This window comes from Bowmanella yangjiangensis, from assembly GCF_018531185.1.
GTDB classification, from domain to species: Bacteria; Pseudomonadota; Gammaproteobacteria; order Enterobacterales; family Alteromonadaceae; genus Bowmanella; species Bowmanella yangjiangensis.
In genome coordinates, this window is record NZ_JAHDJU010000001.1 from 1,193,851 (window position 1) to 1,216,212 (window position 22,362).

Annotated in this window: 18 protein-coding genes; 1 reads left to right on the forward strand and 17 read right to left on the reverse strand. The window is 51.1% G+C overall.

Annotation, left to right across the window (positions count from 1 at the left end; all coding sequences use genetic code 11):
- Positions 1–69 precede the first annotated feature (69 nt).
- From KJY73_RS05370 to putP, 7 genes are all read right to left on the reverse strand, one after another.
- Entirely contained in the window at positions 70–1,797 is a 1,728-nt protein-coding gene (locus tag KJY73_RS05370) for an SLC13 family permease (RefSeq protein ID WP_214341008.1), read from the reverse strand.
- A gap of 10 nt (positions 1,798–1,807) precedes the next feature.
- Positions 1,808–3,220, reverse strand: a complete 1,413-nt coding sequence (gene cysN, locus KJY73_RS05375; protein WP_214341011.1) for a sulfate adenylyltransferase subunit CysN — start codon at positions 3,218–3,220, stop codon at positions 1,808–1,810.
- A gap of 12 nt (positions 3,221–3,232) precedes the next feature.
- Positions 3,233–4,036, reverse strand: coding sequence for a 3'(2'),5'-bisphosphate nucleotidase CysQ (gene cysQ / locus KJY73_RS05380; protein ID WP_214341013.1), 804 nt, complete (start codon positions 4,034–4,036; stop codon positions 3,233–3,235).
- Positions 4,033–4,632 (reverse strand): adenylyl-sulfate kinase, encoded by a 600-nt coding sequence (cysC, locus tag KJY73_RS05385; protein ID WP_214341014.1) that lies wholly within the window; start codon positions 4,630–4,632, stop codon positions 4,033–4,035. The genes cysQ and cysC overlap by 4 nt, the downstream gene beginning before the upstream one ends.
- Complete coding sequence (gene cysD / locus KJY73_RS05390; protein ID WP_214341016.1) at positions 4,632–5,543, reverse strand: sulfate adenylyltransferase subunit CysD; 912 nt, start codon at positions 5,541–5,543, stop codon at positions 4,632–4,634. Before cysD ends, cysC begins: the two co-directional genes overlap by 1 nt.
- Before the next feature lie 202 nt (positions 5,544–5,745).
- The gene (locus KJY73_RS05395) at positions 5,746–6,963 is read right to left on the reverse strand and encodes an EAL and HDOD domain-containing protein (protein WP_214341018.1); all 1,218 of its coding nucleotides are present in this window, start codon (positions 6,961–6,963) and stop codon (positions 5,746–5,748) included.
- Positions 6,964–7,064: 101 nt separating this feature from the next.
- Complete coding sequence (putP, locus tag KJY73_RS05400) at positions 7,065–8,582, reverse strand: sodium/proline symporter PutP (RefSeq protein WP_214341020.1); 1,518 nt, start codon at positions 8,580–8,582, stop codon at positions 7,065–7,067.
- 210 nt (positions 8,583–8,792) lie between these two features.
- Between putP and KJY73_RS05405 the strand changes: the two genes are divergently transcribed.
- Positions 8,793–9,251 carry a GNAT family N-acetyltransferase gene (locus KJY73_RS05405; protein ID WP_214341022.1) on the forward strand — a complete coding sequence of 153 codons (459 nt, stop codon included), beginning with the start codon at positions 8,793–8,795 and terminating at the stop codon, positions 9,249–9,251.
- Positions 9,252–9,289: 38 nt separating this feature from the next.
- On the opposite strand, the gene KJY73_RS05410 is transcribed toward KJY73_RS05405, so the two are convergent.
- The 10 genes from KJY73_RS05410 to KJY73_RS05455 all read right to left on the reverse strand — a co-directional run bounded on the left by KJY73_RS05410 (position 9,290) and on the right by KJY73_RS05455 (position 22,353).
- The gene (locus tag KJY73_RS05410) at positions 9,290–11,170 is read right to left on the reverse strand and encodes a CocE/NonD family hydrolase (protein ID WP_232848397.1); all 1,881 of its coding nucleotides are present in this window, start codon (positions 11,168–11,170) and stop codon (positions 9,290–9,292) included.
- A gap of 176 nt (positions 11,171–11,346) precedes the next feature.
- The gene (locus tag KJY73_RS05415; RefSeq protein ID WP_214341025.1) at positions 11,347–12,753 is read right to left on the reverse strand and encodes an MATE family efflux transporter; all 1,407 of its coding nucleotides are present in this window, start codon (positions 12,751–12,753) and stop codon (positions 11,347–11,349) included.
- 420 nt (positions 12,754–13,173) lie between these two features.
- Positions 13,174–13,875 carry a DUF3379 domain-containing protein gene (locus KJY73_RS05420; RefSeq protein ID WP_214341026.1) on the reverse strand — a complete coding sequence of 234 codons (702 nt, stop codon included), beginning with the start codon at positions 13,873–13,875 and terminating at the stop codon, positions 13,174–13,176.
- Positions 13,868–14,425, reverse strand: coding sequence for a sigma-70 family RNA polymerase sigma factor (locus KJY73_RS05425; RefSeq protein WP_214341029.1), 558 nt, complete (start codon positions 14,423–14,425; stop codon positions 13,868–13,870). Before KJY73_RS05425 ends, KJY73_RS05420 begins: the two co-directional genes overlap by 8 nt.
- 90 nt (positions 14,426–14,515) lie before the next feature.
- Complete coding sequence (locus KJY73_RS05430; protein ID WP_214341044.1) at positions 14,516–16,357, reverse strand: DUF885 domain-containing protein; 1,842 nt, start codon at positions 16,355–16,357, stop codon at positions 14,516–14,518.
- A 31-nt stretch (positions 16,358–16,388) separates the two neighbouring features.
- Positions 16,389–18,104 carry a BatD family protein gene (locus KJY73_RS05435; protein WP_214341047.1) on the reverse strand — a complete coding sequence of 572 codons (1,716 nt, stop codon included), beginning with the start codon at positions 18,102–18,104 and terminating at the stop codon, positions 16,389–16,391.
- Entirely contained in the window at positions 18,104–19,912 is a 1,809-nt protein-coding gene (locus KJY73_RS05440) for a vWA domain-containing protein (RefSeq protein ID WP_214341050.1), read from the reverse strand. The genes KJY73_RS05435 and KJY73_RS05440 overlap by 1 nt, the downstream gene beginning before the upstream one ends.
- Positions 19,909–20,910, reverse strand: a complete 1,002-nt coding sequence (locus KJY73_RS05445; protein WP_214341052.1) for a vWA domain-containing protein — start codon at positions 20,908–20,910, stop codon at positions 19,909–19,911. The genes KJY73_RS05440 and KJY73_RS05445 overlap by 4 nt, the downstream gene beginning before the upstream one ends.
- The gene (locus KJY73_RS05450; RefSeq protein ID WP_214341055.1) at positions 20,903–21,403 is read right to left on the reverse strand and encodes a DUF4381 domain-containing protein; all 501 of its coding nucleotides are present in this window, start codon (positions 21,401–21,403) and stop codon (positions 20,903–20,905) included. The genes KJY73_RS05445 and KJY73_RS05450 overlap by 8 nt, the downstream gene beginning before the upstream one ends.
- On the reverse strand, positions 21,400–22,353 hold the full coding sequence (locus KJY73_RS05455; RefSeq protein ID WP_229702276.1) for a DUF58 domain-containing protein: 954 nt from the start codon (positions 22,351–22,353) through the stop codon (positions 21,400–21,402). The genes KJY73_RS05450 and KJY73_RS05455 overlap by 4 nt, the downstream gene beginning before the upstream one ends.
- Positions 22,354–22,362: the final 9 nt, after the last annotated feature.

Here is a 22,362-nt window from a genome sequence, read left to right on the forward strand (position 1 = left end):
TATTCATGTAGCAGGAGTTTGGGATTAAACGTAAACGACCTGCGGTTATCTAAATACAGCTGTCTGCCATCAAAGGCCAAAACTAAGTTTGAGCATGATTAATACGATGCTCGAATAGAGTATCGAGATGGGCAAACCAAATTTGGCAAAGTGGCTGAACTTATAATTCGCGGCACTAAACACTAACAAGTTGGTTTGATAGCCCCAGGGCGAGATAAAGCTGGCGCTGGCGGCAAAGGCAACCGCCAGGGCAAAAGGCAATACCGGCGCATCCAACAGCTGCACCAGGCCCCAGGCAAATGGAAACATCAGTGCCGCGGCGGCATTGTTAGTGACAAGTTCGGTCAGGAGCAGGGTGAGCAGATAGATCACCACCAGCGCGACAAAGGGGCTGCTACCCTGCAGATAGGGCAGTAACCATTGGTTTAGGCTGTCAATGACGCCGGATTGTTGCAATGCGGTAGCCATGGCCAGCGACCCGACAATCACCATCATCAGATTTAGCGGAATATTACGTTTAATCTCATTGCCTGAACTTATCCCAGAGAAAACCAGCAGCGCCAGGAAGAACACCAAACCCACAGCCAATGGCAGTACCGAGGTGGCGCTGAGTATGACCGTCAGCAGGAAGCCACCCAATGTGAGCTTTTCCTGCAGCGGCGTGAGTTTGCGCGCCAGTGTATGTTCGGTAAGGATAAAGAAGTTTTTGGACAGGTTATTGCGACTGGCGAAATCTGGCCCTGTAGCCAGCAGCAGGTTATCACCGGCTTGTAACTTAATTTCCCCTAACTTGCCCGACAGGTTTTCACCGTCACGACGTATGGCTACTACGGCCGCGTCAAACATAGCGCGAAAGCCTATTTGTTTAAGGGTTTTATCTATCAGTTGGGCACGGTTGGAGATAACCACTTCGGTGAGGTTTTCCCGCAGCAAACCGTTGGACTCAGCGAACAGGGTTAAACCGTCAATATGACTAAGGCTGTCTACCCGTTTTACATTGCCCGAGAAGATCAACTTGTCATTAGCTTCAATGAGCATTTCCGGTGTAACCGGGCTTATCAAATGACCGCTTCTGACGATTTCCACCAAAAACAGCTCGGGTAGGTTACGCAAGTGGTTTTCTTCGACGGTTTTCCCTACCAATGAGGAGCTGGCATCTACCTTAGCTTCGATAAAGTATTGCTTGTAATCGGCTTCTGTTACGGCAATGGCTGGCAATAAGGGCGAGATAACAAACATCAGCAAACCGCAGGCCAGCCCGGCAGTCAGGCCATATAAGGTGAAATCCAGAAAGGCAAAGCCGCTGTGGCCTTGTTCTATCAGAAAACTGTCCACTATCAGGTTGGTGGAGGTGCCAATTAATGTCACCGTACCACCCAAAATAGCCGCGTAAGACAGGGGAATTAACAAGCGCGACGGTGGATGAAACTGGTTTTGTTTCACCGGGCCTATCAGGCTGGCGACAATGGCCGTGTTGTTCAGCAAGGCTGAGGACGCAAAGGTGACGCCAAATAGTCGCCAGTAACTTTGCGTGTAGCGGCTGGTTATCAGTTTTCGTCCCAGCCGTTTAATCAACGAGGTTTTGTCGATGGCATTACTGACCAAAAGCAGCAGTACTAAGGTCAGCAGCCCCTGGTTGGTCAGGCCATGACTGACCTGGGCCAGGCTAAGCTGGCCGCTTGCCAGCAAGACCAGTACCGCCATGGCAAAGATGGCCGACGGGCGTTTGTCGGTCAGGGCCAGGGCGGCGATAGTGGCAAAAAATGTTCCGCCAACCAGGAGCTGGTTTATGTCCATATTTGTCGACTCAGAGTTTGCTGATATCCAGCGCCTGCCAGTGAGGGAAGTGCTTACGCACCAAGGCATTGAACTCCAGTTCAAATTCTGAGTATTTGTGCGACTCCTGAGATTTGCCTTGCAGTGCCTCGATAATCATACCAGCACCGACAGTACCATTGGTCAGACGGTCGATAATGATAAAGGCACCGGTTTTACGGTTTTGCTGGTAAGGGTCGCAAGCGACAGGTTGGGTCAGCTTGATTTCACCGACGGCAATTTCATTCAGATGCAAATGCACCGCATCTTTGTGCGCCATGCTGTTTACATCAATCTGGTAATCCAGCTCTTTGACCGAGCCGCTGACAGATTTAGTCGCAAACTTGAACTCGTATTGCTTGTTGGGCATCAACGGCTCTTCTGCCATCCACACCAAATGGCTACGAAATGCCGTGGATTGCAGCGGCAGATTGTCGGACTTAACGATCATATCGCCACGGGAAATATCGATTTCATCTTCCAGTGTCAGGGTCACGGCTAGCGGCGCATAGGCCTCGGCTAAGTTACCGTCAAAAGTAACAATGTCTTTGACCCTGGAGGTTTTACCTGAGGGCAGAGCGGTGACTTCATCACCAGGTTTTATCTGGCCTGATACTACTGTACCGGCAAAGCCACGGAAATTCAGATCCGGACGGTTAACATACTGCACCGGGAAGCGGAAGTCGGTTTGGTTGACATCCTTGGCTATCTCAATGCTTTCCAGCAACTGCATCAGGGTTTGTCCCTGATACCAGGGCATCTTGTCTGAGCGGTTGACTACGTTGTCGCCTTTTAAGGCCGACATAGGCACAAAGTGAATATCGGGTATGGCTAATTGTTTAGCCAGTTGCAGATAATCTTCACGGATCTTGTTGAACACATCCTGGTCAAAACCCATCAGATCCATTTTATTGATGGCCACCACCACGTGTTTGATGCCCAGCAGTGAGACTAAAAAGGAGTGACGACGGGTCTGGGTTTTAACTCCACCGCGAGCATCGATAAGGATTATGGCCAAATCGCAGGTAGAGGCGCCGGTTACCATGTTACGGGTATATTGCTCATGCCCCGGGGTATCGGCAATGATGAATTTACGCTTATCGGTAGAGAAATACCGGTACGCTACATCAATGGTGATACCTTGTTCACGCTCGGATTGCAGACCATCAACCAATAAGGCCAGGTCCACTTCGTCACCTGTGGTGCCGACTTTTTTGCTGTCTTTGCTAATAGCGGCCAGCTGATCTTCATAGATCATTTTGGAGTCATGCAGTAAACGACCAATCAGGGTGCTTTTACCGTCATCTACACTGCCACAGGTTAAAAAGCGTAATAGATCCTTACGCTCGTGTTGCTCCAGATACTGAAGAATATCCTGCTCGAGAAGTTCGTTTTGATTGTTCATGGCTGACTTTACTCATTGACCAGACGCGTGGGCGCTGACCAGAAAAAACGGGTTTAACAAGGATTCTTTTTGGTTGTAGACCAGCGGCTTGGTTGCTTCATGGATGCGCTGGCCAACGGCTAATTCAGTGACATTGCCCCCGGCGGCCAGCACCACGGCATGGGCCGCTGCGGTATCCCACTCGCTGGTGGGGCCTAACCTTGGATATAAATGGGCTCGCCCTTCGGCAACCAGGCACAGCTTAAGCGAACTGCCCATGGCCACCAGTTCTTTATCACCGTCCAACTGTGCCAGAAAGTCCTCAATCTCAGGGCTTTGGTGAGAGCGACTGCCGACAATTTTCCATTCGTCACCTGGCTGGTGGAAAGCGGGCTTGAGGGCTGCACGCTGTCCTTGATTTTCCTTGTAGGCTTGCTCGCCGACTACGCCGACATACAAACTATCCAACACTGGGGCGTATACCACACCCAGCACAGGATGGCCGTTTTCAATCAGTGCGATATTGACGGTAAATTCACCGTTTTTCTTGATAAATTCCTTGGTGCCATCCAGAGGGTCAACCAGCCAGTAGCGTTGCCAGTCGCGGCGCTCAGCCCAGGCAATAGTGGCCGACTCTTCAGAGAGTACAGGTAAATCGCTTATCTCGTTTAAGCCTGCCACTATGATGTTGTGAGCAGCGAGATCGGCTTCGGTCAACGGACTTTTATCTGCTTTGTCGTAAATAGCGAAATCCTGCTGATAGATAGTCAGAATGGCACTACCTGCGGCGCGGGCAATACGGCTGACCTGTTCAGCCAGCGCTAAGGTGTCACTCATGCCAGGTATCCTTTCGCTTTAAGGGCGACAATCAATTGTTCAGCGGATTGCTCGGCAGTTTGTCCGTCCTGATATTCAAGATGGATCTCCGGCGCTTGCGGCGCTTCGTAGGCTGAATCTATACCGGTAAAATCTTTAATGTCTCCGGCCCTGGCCTTTTGATACAGACCTTTGGGATCGCGCTCTTCGCAGACGTTTAGTGGAGTGTCGATATAGACTTCAACAAACTCCTGGTCACCTAACAAGTGGCGGCAAAAATCTCGGTCTGCACGGAAAGGGGAAATAAAGGCGGTGATCACAATCAACCCGGCGTCCACAAACAATTTTGCTACTTCGCTGATGCGACGGATATTTTCCACCCTATCCTTATCGGAAAAGCCCAAGTCACCACAGAGGCCATGACGGATATTATCGCCATCAAGCAGGTATGTATGTTTATCCGCCGCACCCAATTTCTGCTCAAGTAAATTGGCAATAGTGGATTTGCCAGAGCCGGACAGGCCGGTCAGCCAGATTACCAGCGGCTTTTGCTGTTTCTGCTCACTGCGCTCGGCTTTGCCGACTTTATGTTGGTGCCAGACGATATTGCTTGCCATCAGAAGTAACCCTCCATCTTTTTCTTTTCCATGGAGCCAGCGCTGTCATGGTCAATAACCCGACCTTGGCGCTCAGAGGTTTTGGTCAACAGCATTTCCTGGATCACATCCGGCAAGTTGGCTGCGGTTGAACGCACTGCACCGGTCAGGGGGTAGCAGCCCAAGGTGCGAAAACGTACCCATTCTTGCTGCGGAACTTCGCCGTCTTTAAGTGGCATACGCTCATCGTCGACCATGATCAATACACCGTCACGTTCAACTACAGGACGCGGTTTAGCCAGATACAGCTCGGGGATCTGAATATTTTCCAGATAGATGTACTGCCAGATATCCAGTTCGGTCCAGTTGGACAGTGGGAAGACCCGGATACTTTCGCCTTTATTGACCTTAGAGTTATAGATATTCCATAGCTCAGGGCGCTGGTTTTTTGGATCCCAGCGGTGGTTCTGATCGCGGAACGAATACACCCGCTCTTTGGCGCGTGACTTCTCTTCATCGCGACGGGCACCACCAAAGGCGGCATCAAACTGATATTTGTCCAAGGCCTTTTTCAATGCCTGGGTTTTCATTATGTCAGTGTGCTTGGCGCTGCCGTGTACAAAAGGACTAATATTCATATCCAGCCCTTCCTGATTCTTGTAGACGATGAGGTCCAGTTGATGCTCGGCAGCCATGCGGTCGCGAAACTCAATCATTTCACGAAACTTCCAGGTGGTATCCACATGCAATAAAGGGAAGGGGATACGCCCGGGAGCAAAAGCCTTGCGAGCCAGGTGCAACAGCACGGAAGAATCCTTACCTACGCTGTATAGCATTACCGGGTTTTCAAACTCGGCGGCAACTTCGCGGAAAATATGGATGCTTTCGGCTTCCAGCTGTTTTAAATGAGTAACATTGGGAATGGCGACCATGTCGTGTCCAGTAGCTAAGTGGCAATCTTAAATTAATTATCTGCTTAGAACATTATCATAAAGAAATAACTGCAGCCTATGCGAGATAGCTATAAGTAATACTGATTGTACAGAGTTAATTGCTTAGATATTGCGCTAATACTAGCAACTCAATGCGGGTATGTTCGTTAACTAGGACTTACCTGTCAAATTTGCCTTGTGATCAACCCATATTTTCTCTGACGGTTGCCCAGCGAACTGAGTCTACATACAAGCGGGTAACCTTATCGATACTTAGCTCAAGCTGTTTACATAACTGCTGTGCGCTTGGCCAATCTGCGGCCTCGAAGGCTTTAGCCATCAATAGATAATCCGCTAATCTACCTTCCCCTTCAATAAGGGCAGCCTTGATGGGGGGGCTAAGGGGTAACTTGTCCAGCAGTTCTGGTAAAGAGGCGTCCAGCAAACCGTCCAGTAATGACAGCATGCCGGTAAGAAATGCACCTGCTTCACTGCTGTGTTGTCCTGGCTGGGCGGACAAATGTTCGCAGAATCTGGCGCGTACCAGCGACATGACGGTCAGTGCGGCTGGTTTTCGGTCAGAAAATTGTGCGGTGAAAAGTAAGGAGACAAAACGCCTCAGTTCCTGTAGGCCAAGGGCAATAATGGCTTGCTTGATGTTAACGATGTCGTTACGGCGTTTGAACAGTGGTGACTGCGCATAACGCAGCAATTTAAACGATAGGTTAACATCGGTTTCAAACACTTTGCTGATGGCTTGCGTGTCTGGCTCTTCGCTGGCCAGCTCGGTCATCAACTGCGCGATGGTCAGTTGTGAGGGATCCAGGGTGCGGCTGCGCATCACTTCCGGTTTGCTGAAAAAATAGCCCTGGAAATAGCTGAAGCCCATTTCAATGGCCTGGTGAAACTCTTCATGGGTTTCTACCTTCTCGGCCAGTAATTTGATGGAGGGGAAGGGGGCGGCGGCCTTTCTTATTTCTTCGACTTGTTCGGGGGTACTGTCTCGCAGGTCAACTTTAATGATGTCTACGTATGGGAAAAAGTGCAGCCAGACATTCTTATGCACATAATCGTCCAGGGCGATTTGGTAGCCTTTTTCCTTAAATTCCTTACAGACTTCCAGCAACTGACGGGTTGGCGGCACAGACTCCAGTATCTCAACTACCAATTGCTCTTTGGGCAGCATCAGTGGGTAACGCTGCAGCAGGGTTTCCTGGGTAAAGTTGATAAAGGCTAATTTGTTTTCCGTCAGGGTATCCAGGCCCAGGTTAAATTGCAGGCCTTCAATGATTTTTGAGGTGGCGATATCTTCACCAATATCTGGAAACACATTTTTCAGGCTTTCCCTGAACAACAACTCATAGGCAACCAGTTTTTTATCTTTATCGAGAATGGGTTGCCTTGCCGCAAAAAACGCCATGTTGGTTCTACTATCCTGTTGAATCGACCCGCATTAACTTATCACATAAGATGTTAATTGTGAGTAATAAAAAATTAACCCGGCAGATGCCGGGTCAATTGTCAGGCTTGATCTGCTTGGAGTTTATTTTCCATCTTAGTGAAAGTGTCTTGCATCGCCTGGCTGGGCGGACGGGTAAATAAACTGACAACCAGAATGGTCAGTGTACACAAGATAAAGCCGGGCACGATTTCATACATCCAACTGCTCAAAGACTGGCCGTTGATGGTGACTGGGGCATAGATCCAGAACAACACGGTTCCTGCACCGACTAACATACCCGACAGCGCGGCGGCTCGGGTCATACGCTTCCAGAACAGACTAATAATGATCACAGGTCCAAAGGCTGCACCAAAACCGGCCCAGGCATTGCTGACCAGATTCAGGATGGTGTTTTGTGGATCCCAGGCCAGGGCGATGGCCACTATGGATACTATAAGCACGGAGATACGACCAACCAGTACCAGTTCGCTCTGGCTGGCGTCTTTACGCAGGAAAGCCTGATAGAAATCACCGGTCAGAGAGCTGGACGTAACCAGCAGCTGCGAGGAAATGGTACTCATAATGGCAGCCAGAATGGCCGCTAACAGAAAACCACCGATTAACGGGTGAAACAGAAATTGTGAAAACACCACAAAGATGGTTTCGGGGTCGTCCAGCGTCATTTTGGTTTGGGCTACATACGCCACGCCGACAAAGCCCGTGGCCAAGGCACCAATAATGGAGACAATCATCCAGCTCATGCCAATGCGGCGGGCGGTTGGAATTGCCTTTACGGAGTTAATCGCCATAAAACGCACAATGATATGAGGCTGACCGAAGTAACCCAGTCCCCAGGCTAATAAAGAAATAATCCCCAGGGCACTTAAGGCCTGACCGGTTTGCGCATTGGTAAAGAGATCCAGCATCGCGCCATTGATATGACTAACATCGGTTGTAACCTGCTCAATGCCGCCAAGATGGTTAAAGGCAACCACAGGTACTAACACCAGAGACAAGAACATGATGCAGCCCTGAACGAAGTCGGTCATGCTGACTGCCAGAAAACCACCAAACAGGGTGTAGGCTGCAACTACCCCGGCAGTTACAAACAAGCCGGTGCTATAGTCCATACCAAAGGAGCTGTCGAATAACTTGCCGCCAGCTACCAAACTGGCCGAGGTATACAGGGTGAAAAACACGATAATCACCAACGAAGACAGGATCCTTAACACCTTGGATTTGTCTTCAAAGCGGTTGGCAAAGTAATCGGGAATGGTAATGGAGTCATTGGCCACCTCGGTGTAAACCCGTAGGCGCGGTGCCAGGATCAGATAGTTTAAAAACGCACCTATTACCAGGCCGACCGCAATCCAGATTTGCGAAATACCCGCCACATACATGGCTCCGGGTAAGCCCATCAGCATCCAGCCACTCATATCAGAGGCACCAGCAGAGAGTGCCGTAATGCCAGGGCCTAAACGTCTGCCTCCCAGCATGTAGCCGGAAACGTCGTCGGTAGAAGTGCGATAGGCATAAAGGCCAATGCCGAGCATGGCGATAAAATAAAGGGCGAGTGATATTAAGGTGCCGGTTTCCACTAAGGTCTCCTGTGTTGTTATTCTCACCTAAAGGCAAGGAATGGCCTGTTGCTATTCCTGACGCCGGTTTACCCCGACGGCCCGCTGAGGCTCCTTCTTTTTGAGGAGCAAGCAAAAAATTGTCCGACCAGAGTCGGACAGGAAAATAAGATAAATCAGTCAATTGCTTTATCATGCTAACAAGTCGTTAATCTTTTCTCCAGAGGGCTTATGAAAGTCAAATTTCGCTGGTGTAAATTCCAGCAATTACAGTTGTTGGAGTTACAGGCTGTATTCGCCTTACGACAGCAGGTTTTTATTATTGAGCAACAAAGTATCTACACCGACATTGATGGTCTGGATGCCGATAGTTGGCATCTGCTCGGCGAAGATCAGGGGGGACAGCTGGTTGCCTATGCGAGGTTAAGAGGGGATAGGCAGTCAGGCTGCTACAAGTTTGAGCGAATCGTTCTTGCTCCAGAAGCCAGGGGCTGTGGATTAGGTGATATGTTGATGCAGCAGTTACTGGATAAAGCTGCCCAAGGTGCTGAGTTTTCAACGCTGAAACTCAGTGCCCAAAGTCATCTGCAGGGCTTTTACGCGAAATGGGGATTTATTGGGGTAGGGGAGGAATACGACGACGGCGGTATACTGCATCGGGATATGCACAGGCCGTTGACGTTACCCTAAACCAACAAAAACGCCACCCTAAGGTGGCGTTAATACGTTTAGTTCAGCACCTTAAAGCGGATGGAACTGGGATATTCCGCACTGTGATAAAGCTTGTGCTCGGCTTTAACAAAGTCAGCTTCCGTGGCGTCGAAGATATTTTCCACGTATTTCTGTGGGTTCATATCGATAAAGGGGAACATGCTGCTTTGTACCTGAATTTGCAGCTTGTGACCGCGCTTGATGGTATGTAAAACATCTTCAAGCTTGAACGCTACCTGAGTGGGCTTGCCAGATTCAAACGGCTTGGGCTCGCTCATGCTGTCGCGAAAACGGCCGCGTATCACGCCCCAGCGAACTAGTTCATGGCGGTTACCTGTGGCACTGTCAACCTTATCGTCATCGGCAAGTTTACCTGGGAAGACATCAACCAGCTTAACCACAAAATCGGCGTCGCCTTGAGAGGTGGATACCCATAAGTTCAGATCGAGGGGGCCTGCCAGGGTCATGTCCTGTTCGGCAACCTCTGTTTCAAATACCAGCACATCGGTGCGGCGGGCAGCGAAACGCTGGTCTTCAGCCATATAAGGGCGATCCCAGCCGCGGCTAACTTTAGCCGAGTGCGGTACGGGCTTCTTCGGATCACTGATGTAGTCGGCATAGCCGCCTTTGCTCTCTGGCTGTGTCAGCAGGCGCTGGTCGGCACCGAAGTACAAGGTGGTATCTTTACCCTCTTTAGGTGGCCACTGGGCAAATTCACGCCAGCGGTTGGCACCGGTTTCAAACATAGTCGCGCGGGCTAAGCCTGCTGATTTTCCATCTTTTAGATGCTGTTTGAAAAACGGCAGCAGCACTTGCTGTTGAAACCACTCGCTGGTATCAAAACCAAATTGAGCTTCGCCCATGCTATCGCCTTTGCCCCGGTTCCACTGACCGTGGAACCAAGGGCCCATAATCAGCTTAACGTTATCCTGAGAATTGGCTTTCGACATGGTTTGATAGGTCGCCAGGGGGCCATACAGATCTTCGGTGTCATACCAACCGCCGACAACTAAAGTTGCCGGTTTCACTTTATTTAAATGCTGCAGCACGTCGCGGGCTTGCCAATACTCATCGTAGTTGGGGTGCTGAATCACTTCATTCCAGAATGGACGCTCGCCTTTAAAATAGTGCTTGTTGACGTTGCTCAGTGGGCCCAGTTTCAGGAAAAAGTCATAACCATCCGGCGTTTGTTCCTTCATTTTCTCTGGCCAGGCGTAGTGCAGGCCATCACGAGGCTTGTCAAAGCTATCGAAGAACAAAAACGCCATGGGCGTCACAAAGGCACCATTGCGATGGAAATCATCAAAAAACCAATCCGCAATTGGCGCTTGCGGAGAGATGGCCTTTAAGGCTTTGTGGCTGTTAATGGCACTCACGGAGGTATAGTAGCCGGGATAAGATACCCCCCACATGCCTACATTGCCGTTGTTGTTTGGCAGGTTTTTCACCAGCCAATCTACGGTGTCGTATGTGTCGGTTGCATCATCGGTAGCTTTATTGCCCCGTTTGTAGGCATCCTGCGGGCGCATATTGACGTATTCGCCTTCGGACATAAATTTACCGCGGACATCCTGGAAGACGAAGATAAAGCCTTCCTTCTCAAAGATTTCACTGGGTCCCAGGGCTTTTTTGTAGTCGCTGGCACCATAAGGTGCGACCCGGTATGGGGTACGCTGCATCAATATGGGGTACTTTTGTGATTTGTCGTAAGGCACATAGACAGAAGTGAACAGCTTGGTGCCGTCACGCATAGGGATTTGATATTCATATTTGGCGTAGTGTGAGCGAATGTAATCCGCCCGCGCTTGTTCGGCCTTTTTGTCATCGGCATAGACGCTACTGCTAATACTCGTCCATACCACCAGGCCTATCAGCCACAGGAGTGAGATTTTTTTCATTTTTTGTTCCATTGGATAACGAAGGGTGTTGCCTTGTTGACCATACACCCGAGCATCGATAAATCGAACTACTAACATGTACTGATCAGGTTAGTTGGCAATAATCGGCGATAAACGGCGGATGGCGTATTCCATTATCTTCAATAAAAAAGCCCTGAAATTCAGGGCTTATAGGTTTATACGGTTTTGGTTTTCCAATGGCCTCGGCGGAAATACCAGATGCCGACAACCGCCAGCAAAGATTCGGCAATGGTAATCGCCATAAAGACCCCATTGGTGCCTAGTCCCGCATATTTAGCCAGGCTGTAAGCCAGTGGTATCTGCAGCATCCAGTAGCACAGAAAGTTAATACGGGTAGGCGTCATCGTATCTCCTGCACCGTTAAACGCCTGCACCACTATCATACCTATGCCGTAGAACCCGTAGCCATAGGCCACAAAGCGTAAGCAATTTACCCCGTCACGAATAACCGCCGGGTCGGTGGTAAACAAGCCGATGATAAATTCAGCAAACAGAATAAATACCACCGCCACACTCAGCATAAAGTACAGGTTGTATCTGGCGATTCGCCAAACGGATTGCTCGGCACGGTCGGGCTTTCCCGCTCCCAGGTTTTGTCCCACCAGAGTGGCCACTGCGTTACTCAATCCCCAGGCTGGCAGTATGGTAAAGATCACCACGCGAATGGCAATGGTGTAGCCCGCCACCGCCGCACTGCCGTAGGTGGAAACGATACGTACCAGAGCAACCCAACTGGCGGTAGCAATCAAGAACTGGAGGATCCCGCCTATACTGACTTTTATCAGGCCTAGCATCACTTCTAGTTGCGGCTTGAGTTCAGCCAGTCCCACTTTGATACGACTGGCGTGGCCACGCAGGTGATAAAGCTGATACAGCACCCCTACACCACGACCTATAGTGGTGGCCACTGCAGCGCCTGTTACGCCCATTTCTGGAAAGGGACCAATACCGTAGATGAGCAATGGATCGAGCACGATGTTTAAACCGTTGGCCAGCCATAATGAGCGCATGGCCACGGAAGCGTCACCGGCTCCCCTGAATATGGCGTTGATCAAAAACAAGTACAAAATGGTGATTGAGCCACACAGCATAACCAGGGTGTAGTCTGCCCCCACTGCCAGTACCTTTTCGTCAGCGCCCATTAATCTCAGGATATCCTGGGAATAGACCAGGCCGACAAAGGCAACCAGCATGGACACCAGCATGCCGACCCACAGGGCTTGCCCAGCCACCTGATTAGCTTTTTGCGGATTTCCTTCACCGATGCGCCGGGCAATCAAGGCGGTGATACCCATACTCAGGCCAATGGCCACGGCGTACAGAATAGTCAGCACCGCTTCGGTGAGACCAACTACTGCAACGGCCTCAAAACCTAGTGAGGCAACGAAAAAGATATCGACAATGGCAAAGATGGATTCCATGGCCATTTCCAGCACCATTGGTACGGCTAGCAGGAACGCTGCGATACCGATAGAGCCTTTAGTAAAATCATGCTGCACATCCCCCCTCAGGGCCTGTTTAAACAGCTGATAAAGTGATGGACGTTGAGTTTGTTCCGTCATAACTGTTCCAAATAAAAAGCGGCAATAAACGCCAAGCGGCCACCGGCCTGCAAGAAAACAAGCGCAGTTGTCGCAGGCGGATCAATGCCTAAGCGAGCAAATTCTGGTGGGCATGAGCCCGGTTTTAGTTAATCAATGCCAAGCAATGTGGCGGGGTGGCTCCCGATCAAATTCGCTACCGAATAATTCGACGAATTCGACCTGTGAGGAACAAGACCGGGAGCCTACATGCAATATCAGCAACGCAGAGGATCATCTGCTTAGAGGACGCTGACTTGTTCATGGGCCTTCTCCGATCTGAGGGTTAAGGGGTTACTTTGCCAACAGCCATAGATACTGTCAACCGACAGATATGAAATCTTTGTGAATAAATGTGATGAAAAGAAATTGGGGGCTCAGTTGCCCCCAATTTGATGTCTTTTATGCTGAGAAACGCAGCTTGGCTTTCAGCTTTTCTTCCAGAGGTGTCAGTATTTGTTGTTTACTGCCTACCAGAATCAGGCTGGCTTGTTGCATATTCAGTGCTTTGCCTTGGTATTCCTGATCACTGAAGTATTCAGAGAACTTCATGCTTTCACTACTGGGCACAATAAACACGGTGATCTTACCTTGCGGGCTGCCAACCACCATATGCAGGCTTTTGATTCGCTGGAAGTCACAAAAATTGGCGTAATAAATCTTGCCAATGTCTGCAACAAATTCGCCACCGAAACTGGCCAGCTTGGCGTTAACTTGCTCTAAGCTCAGGTTTTCATCCACCACCAGGGCTTTGTGCTCGTGGTAAACATGGGCCAGGGCATTTTCTGCCAAGTCAACCTGACCAGGCTGCCATAGCGTAAAAGTCAGCCCTACCACCAACACGGTGGACGCGGCCAGCCCTAAAAACCAGTTGCGCTGCTGTCGTTGTTTGCGATGAGCCTGCATGGACTGGCGCAACAGCAGTCGCTGGGCTAAGCCATCCGGCACCGGTACTTTAGCGGCTTGTTTCAGCTTGTCATCAAACTGACGGGCTTCCTGCCAAGCCTGTGCTTTAGCTGGATCCTGCGCAATGGCTTGTTTAAGCCGCTCGTCACGACTGTGAGGATCAGCATAAATGGTGCGGCGAAATTCTAAATCATCCATTTTTACGTCCTCGGCGTTCTGATGCCTGTTCAAGGGCATCCTTTATCTGGTTTCTGGCCCGGAATAAGCGGGTCATTACGGTATTCTTGTTGAGATCCAGTTGTTCGGCTATTTCATCTCCGCTGTAGCCGAAGATGACCTGCAACATCAGAGGCTCACGGTATTCCTCTGCCAGTGACCCGATAAGTTGATGAATTTCCCGTTGTTGCAGTTGCGTATCATGATCCGGGCCGTCATCCGCCAGGCTATAGTCATCCATATCAACCAAATCAAACTGCTTACGCTCAAAACGACGGGCGTTTTCACGGCGAAGGATAGTGATCAACCAGGACTTGGCGGCCTTTTCATCCAATAAGGAATCCAATGACTTCCAGGCGCGCAGGAAAGTTTCCTGCACTATGTCCTCGGCGACGGCTTTATCCCCCACCAACCAGTATGCATATCTGTATATATCGCCATGCAACGCCTGCACCAGCGCTTCATAACGTTGCTGTTTCGTTATCATGTCTGCATTGACCGAGGCAGGCGGACTTTGCTTTCGAAAAAACATAATTATCTGTTTTCCAGGCCGGGCTAAGGCTAAGTGTATAGGAGAGGCAGAAATAGAAAAGTCCGGTGTGGCCGGACTTTTCTTGGTTTATCAGGCTTTCTGCGCAGCTACCCAGGCCTTGATTTTGCTTTCCAGCAGATTCAGCGGCAAGGGCCCGTACTTGAGCACTTCGTCATGGAAACCACGGAAGTCAAAATCTTCACCCAGTTCGTCCATGGCATATTGACGCAGTTGCATAATCTTCAGCTTACCCACCATATAGGCGGTGGCTTGTCCGGGCATAGCGATATAACGCTCAATGGCCTTGACCACGTCCCCTTGTGGGTTGGGGGTATTGTCCAGCAGATATTGTATGGCTTGTTCACGGCTCCATTTTTTGCTGTGCATGCCGGTATCGACCACCAGTCGACAAGCGCGCCACAGCTCCATGGCTAAACGGCCAAAATCTGAGTAGGGGTCGGCATAGAAGCCCATGTCTTTGGCCAATTCTTCGGTATACAGTCCCCAACCTTCGGTGTAAGCCGTGAACGAGGCATATTTCTGAAAGTCGGGAATACCCTTGAGTTCCTGGGTAATGGCACGTTGCATATGGTGACCCGGAATACCTTCATGATAAGCCAGTGCTTCCATCTGGTAGATGGGCATATTGTTCATGTCATACAGGTTGGCGTAATAGGTTCCAGGACGACTGCCATCTAGTGCCGGGCTTTGATAGAAGGCTTTGCCAGCGGATTTTTCCCTGAATGCTTCTACCCGTTTAACTACCATGTCGGCTTGCGGAATCAGACCGAAGTACGCGGGCAATTGCTCGCGCATAATGTCGATCAGTTCCTTGGCTTCACTCAGGTACTGAGCACGGCCTTCATCGGTATTGGGGTAATAGAATTGTGCGTCGGTACGCATAAATTCAAAGAATGCCGGCAAGTCACCCTCAAATCCGACTTTAGTCATGATCTGACGCATTTGCTGGTGGATGCGTGCGACGTTATCCAAACCAAGTTGGTGTACTTCTTCAGCATTGAGGTCAGTGGTGGTGAACCAGCTCAGACGGTTGCTATACCAGCTTTCGCCGTCTGGTAAACGCCATACACCATCACCTTCAGGTGATAGCTCGCGCTGATGTTTTAGTTCGGCAATCATCTGCTCGTAGGCTGGCTTAACACTAGACAGCAGCGCTTGCTGAGCGGCCTCACGCAAACTTTGCTGTTCAGCCTCTGGCAGGTTTAGCGCCGCCAGCTTGGTAGTAAAGTCATGCCAAAGGGTGGAATCTTTACCCGTATCGTCAAACGGCGCGCCACTGATCACGTTTTGTGACGCAGCAACCATCTGATCATAAGACCATTTTGGCGGGAAAACGCCGAGTTTTTCTCTGATCTTTAATTGCTCAATCACCTGATCAAACAAGTTTTTAACGCCATTTAAGCGGGCAACATAGGCGTTGGCATCACTGCTGTCGGTAATTCGGTGGATATTGATCAGGAAGCTGGGTACCTGGGTATGCCAGGCACTGAACTGATCCATGATATAGCTATGATGACGGAATTTGTCATTGGCCAGTTTGCGCTCCAAATCCAGGCGATACAGCGTCAGACTGAGCTGTTCCTGTGCATCCAGCTTGCCCATGTCGAACTGGGCTGCCTGACTGAGACGTTGGGTATACAAAGCAGCTTCTCGCTCCGCAGCCTGTTCGGAAACATCGTCCCATTTATCGTAATCCCATTTCAGTCCACGATAGCTTTGTGTCATGGGAGAGCGTTGCAGATCCTCTTTATAGCTCTGGGCGAAGAAAGCCGATAGGCGCTCGGATTCGCTCTGTTGGCTAACCTCGGTGCTGGCCGTTGCCGTGGTGTTTTGCTTTGGTGGCTCGGCCGGGCTACAGGCACTAATAGCCAGCGCAATCAGGCTGGCCTGGAATAATCGTTGAGGTTGCATGAGCGTCTCCAGATTGTCGTTTTAGTTATAATCAGGCGATATTCAAGCTGACCAAGCCTTCACCAGGCCGCTGCTTACGCCTTTTTTGCTCCTTGCGTAGTGTTATCAACGATGCCTTCAATCCATTGGCATCCCAATCGGCACCTGTTGGTGCATAGCGACTGGCAAGTAATTGTTCTATGGCGGTGTTTAAACCTGCGTCGGTAATACGTTGGCGACACTGAGCCAGGCTACCCTTTATGCCAAAATGCAGGTTTAACCAGCGGGTCAGTGCCTGCACGGTTTGCTGACTGTCTCGGTTTTTCAGGGCTAACATTAGGTTTTGCCAGGCCTGATCTTCGGCTTCATTTTTAACCTTTGCAACAGGGCGTTTAGGTTGTTTTCGACTCTGCCACCACCATAGCAGTAAGGTCAATAACCATAAGACCAGTAGCACCGTACTGCTGATAGACCACCAACCATCATGGGTTTGGAAGCTGACCGGCGGATGGATATCCATCGGCTCGGCTTGCTGATCAGGTGCGGGCGCCTGATCCACTGCCGGCTGCTGAGGAATGGCATTGGTACTGCCTGGTGCGGCAGGCTCAATTTGGATGGTCTTGGCCGGCAAAGTGGCGAACTCGGTCTGGCGCGTGACAATGTTAAACCAGGGGATACGAATTTCTGGTAACAGCAGCTCACCTGCTTTGGACGGAATAATGGCCACTGTCTCGGTACGCTGAGCAACCAGGGTGTCGTCTTTTTCTACTGTCGCGCTGTTGGCCTGGTCGGGGTAGGTTTTCACCGAATCAGGGTATTGGCTTTCTACTGCAGGTAACTGTTCTTCCACCACGCCTAACGCCGTTAAGGTGACAGTGCGGGTGATAGGCTCGCCAACCCGGTATTCCTGACTACTACCTTGCCATTCTTCATGTAATTCTACATATTCACTGGGCAGCCAGTGATAAGGGTAAGCTGCTGGGATGGGCAGTACTTCCACCTCGATGGAGGGGCCGACTCTGGTGATGGTTTTGGTTTGATTGAAAAAGCCAAATGACTGACTGTTGCGTTCAACCACTTCACCGTCAAACAGCGGGCCTTCAATAGTAAACTTGCCGCTGGTTTGCGGAATAATGGCAAAACGACGTTCAATCACACGGTAGCGCTGGCCGTTTTCGATTTCACTGTATTCCTTGTCCTTGCCAATCTGGCGTATGTCTGCCCCTTGCAGTTTGGGGGCGGACAAACTGCCTCTTTGAAGATCTCTGGCCAGATAGAGCTTTACTGTGTAGTGAATTTGTTGCTGCAGATATACCTGGCTGAGGTCGGCCTTAGTATCAATAAAAATATCCCGTGCCTGGCCCCGTGTCGCTGAGCTGGCGGGCAATACCATCAGATTAATCGGCTGGCTGCGCACGCCATCAATTTCAAATGCCGGGATCTGGAAACGTCCTGCCTCTCGTGGAATCAAATGGGTGGTCCACTTGGTGGTGCGGGTCATATCAAAGTTAACGATCTGGGTTTGGGTGCTGACCGAGGTTCTGCCCACCACAAAGTCTTTAAGCAAAGGGGAGGGATCAAACTTATTGTTGTCCACCGAATCGTTGGCGGTCACTTCAAGGACGATACCTTCATCTACCATAGCCGGATTTTTGTCTACCGAGGCATGCACTTCGGTGACATCGGCACGGGCCGTTTGGCTCAGCATCAGGCTGGCCAATACAACTAAGAAAACGGAAAACGTGGTTTTAACGAACACTGATTGCATCACCAATTCCTTTGAATTCGGTTAGGCAGGCTATGACGACGGCGCTGCTGGTTTTCCAGCAACATCTTCCTTTTTAACAGGTAAGCGGGATCATCCGGCACCTTACGCAATAGATTTTGCAGGCGCTGCTGCTCTTCGCGGGCTTCCTCATCGGACTGGGCCTCCTCGGCTTGCGCCTGAGCCTGCTGCTGTTCCTCACCATCTTGCTGTTGTTCGGAAGGTTGCTGCTGTTCTTGCTCTTGCGCCTGTTGATCTTGCTGGTCCTGCTCGGACTGTTGCTGCTGGCCGTCCTGTTGCTGGTCCTGCTCAGACTCCTGCTGCTGACCATCTTGCTGGCCCTGCTGTTGCTGCTGGTCTTGTTGCTGTTCCTGTTTGTCGCCTTGCTGATCCTGCTGTGGCTGACTGTTAGAAGACTGCTGTTGTTGCTGCTCCTGCTGCTTTTTCATCTGCTCCAGCAAGGCTTTATTAGCTTTGGCATCTTCGTTATCCGGCTCGTTTGCCAATACTTTGTCATAAGCGGCAATGGCTTGGTCGAACTCGCCCAGGTGAGCCAAAGCATTGCCTTGGTTGTACCAGGCTTGTGGGCTATCAACTTTGGAAAAGGCATCAAGGGCGCCCTGGAAGTCACCGCTTTTATACAAGCTGCTACCTTGCCACATGGGGTCACTGAATTGCTTGGCGGCTTGCTCGTAGTCTTTGTTGGCAAAAGCCGCTGCGCCTTGCTGATCGCCACGTTGCCATAAATCGTCCCACACGCTCGCATATACGGGCTTGCTCAACAGCGGGCTAATCAGCAGGCTTAGGGCAAAAATGCTTAAGATCCCACGGCGAAAGCCATACGCGGCAATGGGCAATAACAGCAATAACAGGTAAGGCCCGGCTTCCTGCCATTGGTCACCGGCTTGCTGTTGCTGGTCTTCACTGGTTTCCCGCGATAGCAGTTCCTGACTGGTCAGGTATTCGATATCTCTGTCGTTGGCTTGCAAACGGGCATAGCGGCCGTGACCTTTGTCGGCCAGCAGCTTCAGATTGCTCTCATCCAGGCGCGGAATGACGATACTGCCATCACTTTGCTTAAGCAGTTCACCATTGGTGAGTTTAATCGGTGCGCCTTCGTCGCTGCCTACCGCCAGAATCGACAATCTAAATGGTGTATCCCCAATCAAATGGGTAATAGGCGCTACCTGGCTGGGCTCGACACCATCGGTTATCCAAAATATTTCGCCTTGCTGGTATCCGGCATTACTCAGCAGTTCAATGGCCTGACGCAGCCCTTCGGTTGGCTCGCTACCTGGCACCGGCATAATCTCAGGTGCCAGGCTGGGAATTAACGTATTAAGCGTTTGCGCATCCGAGCTTAACGGACTGATGGTAAAGGCCTCTCCGGCATAGGCCACCAAACCGGTTTCGCCCTCGCCAATGGCATTGACTAAATCCATGGCCTTGTAACGGGCGCGGGTCAAGCGATCAGGGCTGACGTCGGTGGCTCGCATAGACAAAGACATATCCATTACCACTACTTTACCCGTGTGCAACTGAAATACCGGTTGCGGCAATCTCTCCCAAGTGGGGCCTGCCAGGGCAATGGTGGCCAAAAGCCAGCCCAGCGCTAACAGACTGAGCGGTGGGCGCTTTTTGCTGGTCGCCGCATCGGTGACCAGATGCCGGTATAAATGCCCGGCCAGAACACCTTGCCAACCGGATTGGTGACGCCCCAGATAGCGCAGCGACAACAGTAGTGCCAGAAGCGGCAGCAGTGCCAGTAACCAGCCTGGGCGCAGAAAATGAAACTGACTGACGTCTATCATGCGCTCCTCCTAGGCAGATTCATCAACCAGCGACCAACTGGGCTGAGGCTGAGTAATACGGTGAGCGCCAGCCCCAGGGCCAGAGGGTAATGGAACAGCGCGGTTTGCGGGCGCATTTGACGGCTTTCCCGGGCAACGGGTTCCAGCTCATCCAGTCTGGCATAAATGGCTTCCAAACCTTGGGTATCGCGGGCGCGGAAATACTGTCCGCCGGTGCTTTGCGCCAGTTCGGTCAGCATGTTCTCGTCCAATTCCTGCGAAGGATTAACCTGACGGGTGCCAAAGAAGCTTTGTACCAGCATGCTGTCAGCACCCACGCCAATGGTATACACAGTAATATTGTGCTGAATAGCCAGGTCATTCGCCTGCCTTGGGGTAATGTTGCCGGCGGTATTCTGACCGTCGGTTAGCAGAATCAATACCCGGTTGGACTCTTTGCGCGCCTCAAAACGTTTTACCGCCAGGCCTACCGCATCGCCAATGGCGGTTTGTTCACCCACCAGACCAATCACGGCTTCATCCAACAGTTGATGCACGGTTTCCCGGTCATAGGTCAAAGGCGCTTGCAAATAGGCGGTATCGGCAAACAGAATCAGGCCCAAACGGTCACCCACCCGGCGCTGAATAAATTCACCCAATACATGTTTGATCATCACCAGACGGTCAACAGTACGGCCATTGACCTGCATATCTTCCACTTTCATGGAGCCGGACAAGTCCACCGCAATCATCAGATCCCGTCCCTCGGCAGGTACATTGACCGGCTCGCCCAGCCACTGCGGACGGGCGGCCGCCAGCACCAGACATAACCAGGCAAGCGTAGCCATCACCAAACGACTACGGCTACTGCCGGTTTTGCGTGAGGTGCCGACAAAGCTGGCGTCAAGATGCGGTACCCGTAGGGCGGCGCTTTGGCCCTTGTGCCGCTCTGGCAATAAACGAAATAAAAACGGCAGCGGCAGCGCCAACAGGGCCCACAGCCAGGCAAACTCAAACATGGCCTGCCTCCCGTAAGCGTTTTTTCGACGGTGGCAGTGCTTGGTTTATCCACTGCTTGGCGAGACCCCGGTAGTGCTCGGCATTCTCCAGTTTGGCATCGGCCCGATAGAGATTATCCAACAGCGGCTGGTAGTCGCGGACAAATGCCTCCCGGCGTTTTTGTGGCAGCAAACCGGCCAGTAGGTTTAACCAGGCTTGCTGGTGCAAACTGGCACTGGCTTCGCGGGGTAAATAGGTCAAGGTTAAACGTTTAAGCAGGCTGTTAAGGCTATCCGGCCAGTGAGGCTGAGTCAGATCCAAGCTGGCCAGTTCGGCCTGGGCTTGTCGAATTGCCAGCTTTTTGCGCCGGGCGGCCACAAGGGTTCTGACTGTGAAAATCAGCAGCGATAAAATCACCGCTGCCAGTAGCCACCACCCATAAGCAGGTGGCCAGGCACTGACCGGGTCGGGTAGATGAATGTCTTTCAGTTCTGCGAGGGGATTGGCGTTCATGCTTTGGTCCCCAATTGCAGCTCTAGCGGCAAAGCGCAGGATACCGGTAAGACCTGACAACGGCATTGTTTAAGCAAACGAATCATGGCATCGGTTTGTTGCTGATGAGTTTGAAAATACTGCTCGGCAGCCTGCTTTTCCCCAAGCAGCAATGTACGTTGCTCGCTGCCGTCTGTGACGCTGACTAGCTGCGGCACTTTGACCGACGGCAAGGCATGTTCAAATGGATCGCTGATGGGGTAGGCCACCAGTTCGCAGTGACGGCCCAAACGATGCAAATGCTGCTTGGCCGTATCGTTTAACTGGCTAAAATCGCTGATCAGAAAGATCAAACTGCCAGGGCGGGCCAGGCGGCGTAATCTCGCGCAGGCGTCACTGAAACTCAGTTGCTGCGGCTTATTTTGATGTGGCTGATGCAACTGCATTAGGCCACTCATCAGCGACATTACGGCTTTTTGCCGGGTCAGTGGCTTGTATTCCAGATGCTGGTCCTGGTTGTACAGCAAGCCACCGATACGGTCGCCCCGTTTGCGCGCCGACCAGGCGATCAGCGCCGTCAGGTGAGCGGCCTGGACCGACTTAAACAAAAAACGGGTACCAAAATGCATACTGGCAGACAGATCGGTGAGGATAAAAATCGGCCGCTCTTTTTCTTCCCGATACAGCTTGGTATGGGTTTTCCCCGTGCGGGCCGTAACGCGCCAGTCAATGGCACGAATATCATCACCGGGCTGATAATGCCTGGCTTCATCAAATTCCATCCCCCGGCCTTTGGTTTTGGCCAGGTAAGTCCCGGCTAGCTTGGCCTGAATGGTCTTTCTGGGGGTTAAGTCCAGCAAGCTGGTTTTACTTTGGTAATACAACAACTCACGAATCGACAAATTAATGCCGTCGCTGTGATGTTGCTGTAACCAATGCAGTGCGTCTTGCGGGGACGAGGTGTCGACCACGTGCTGCTC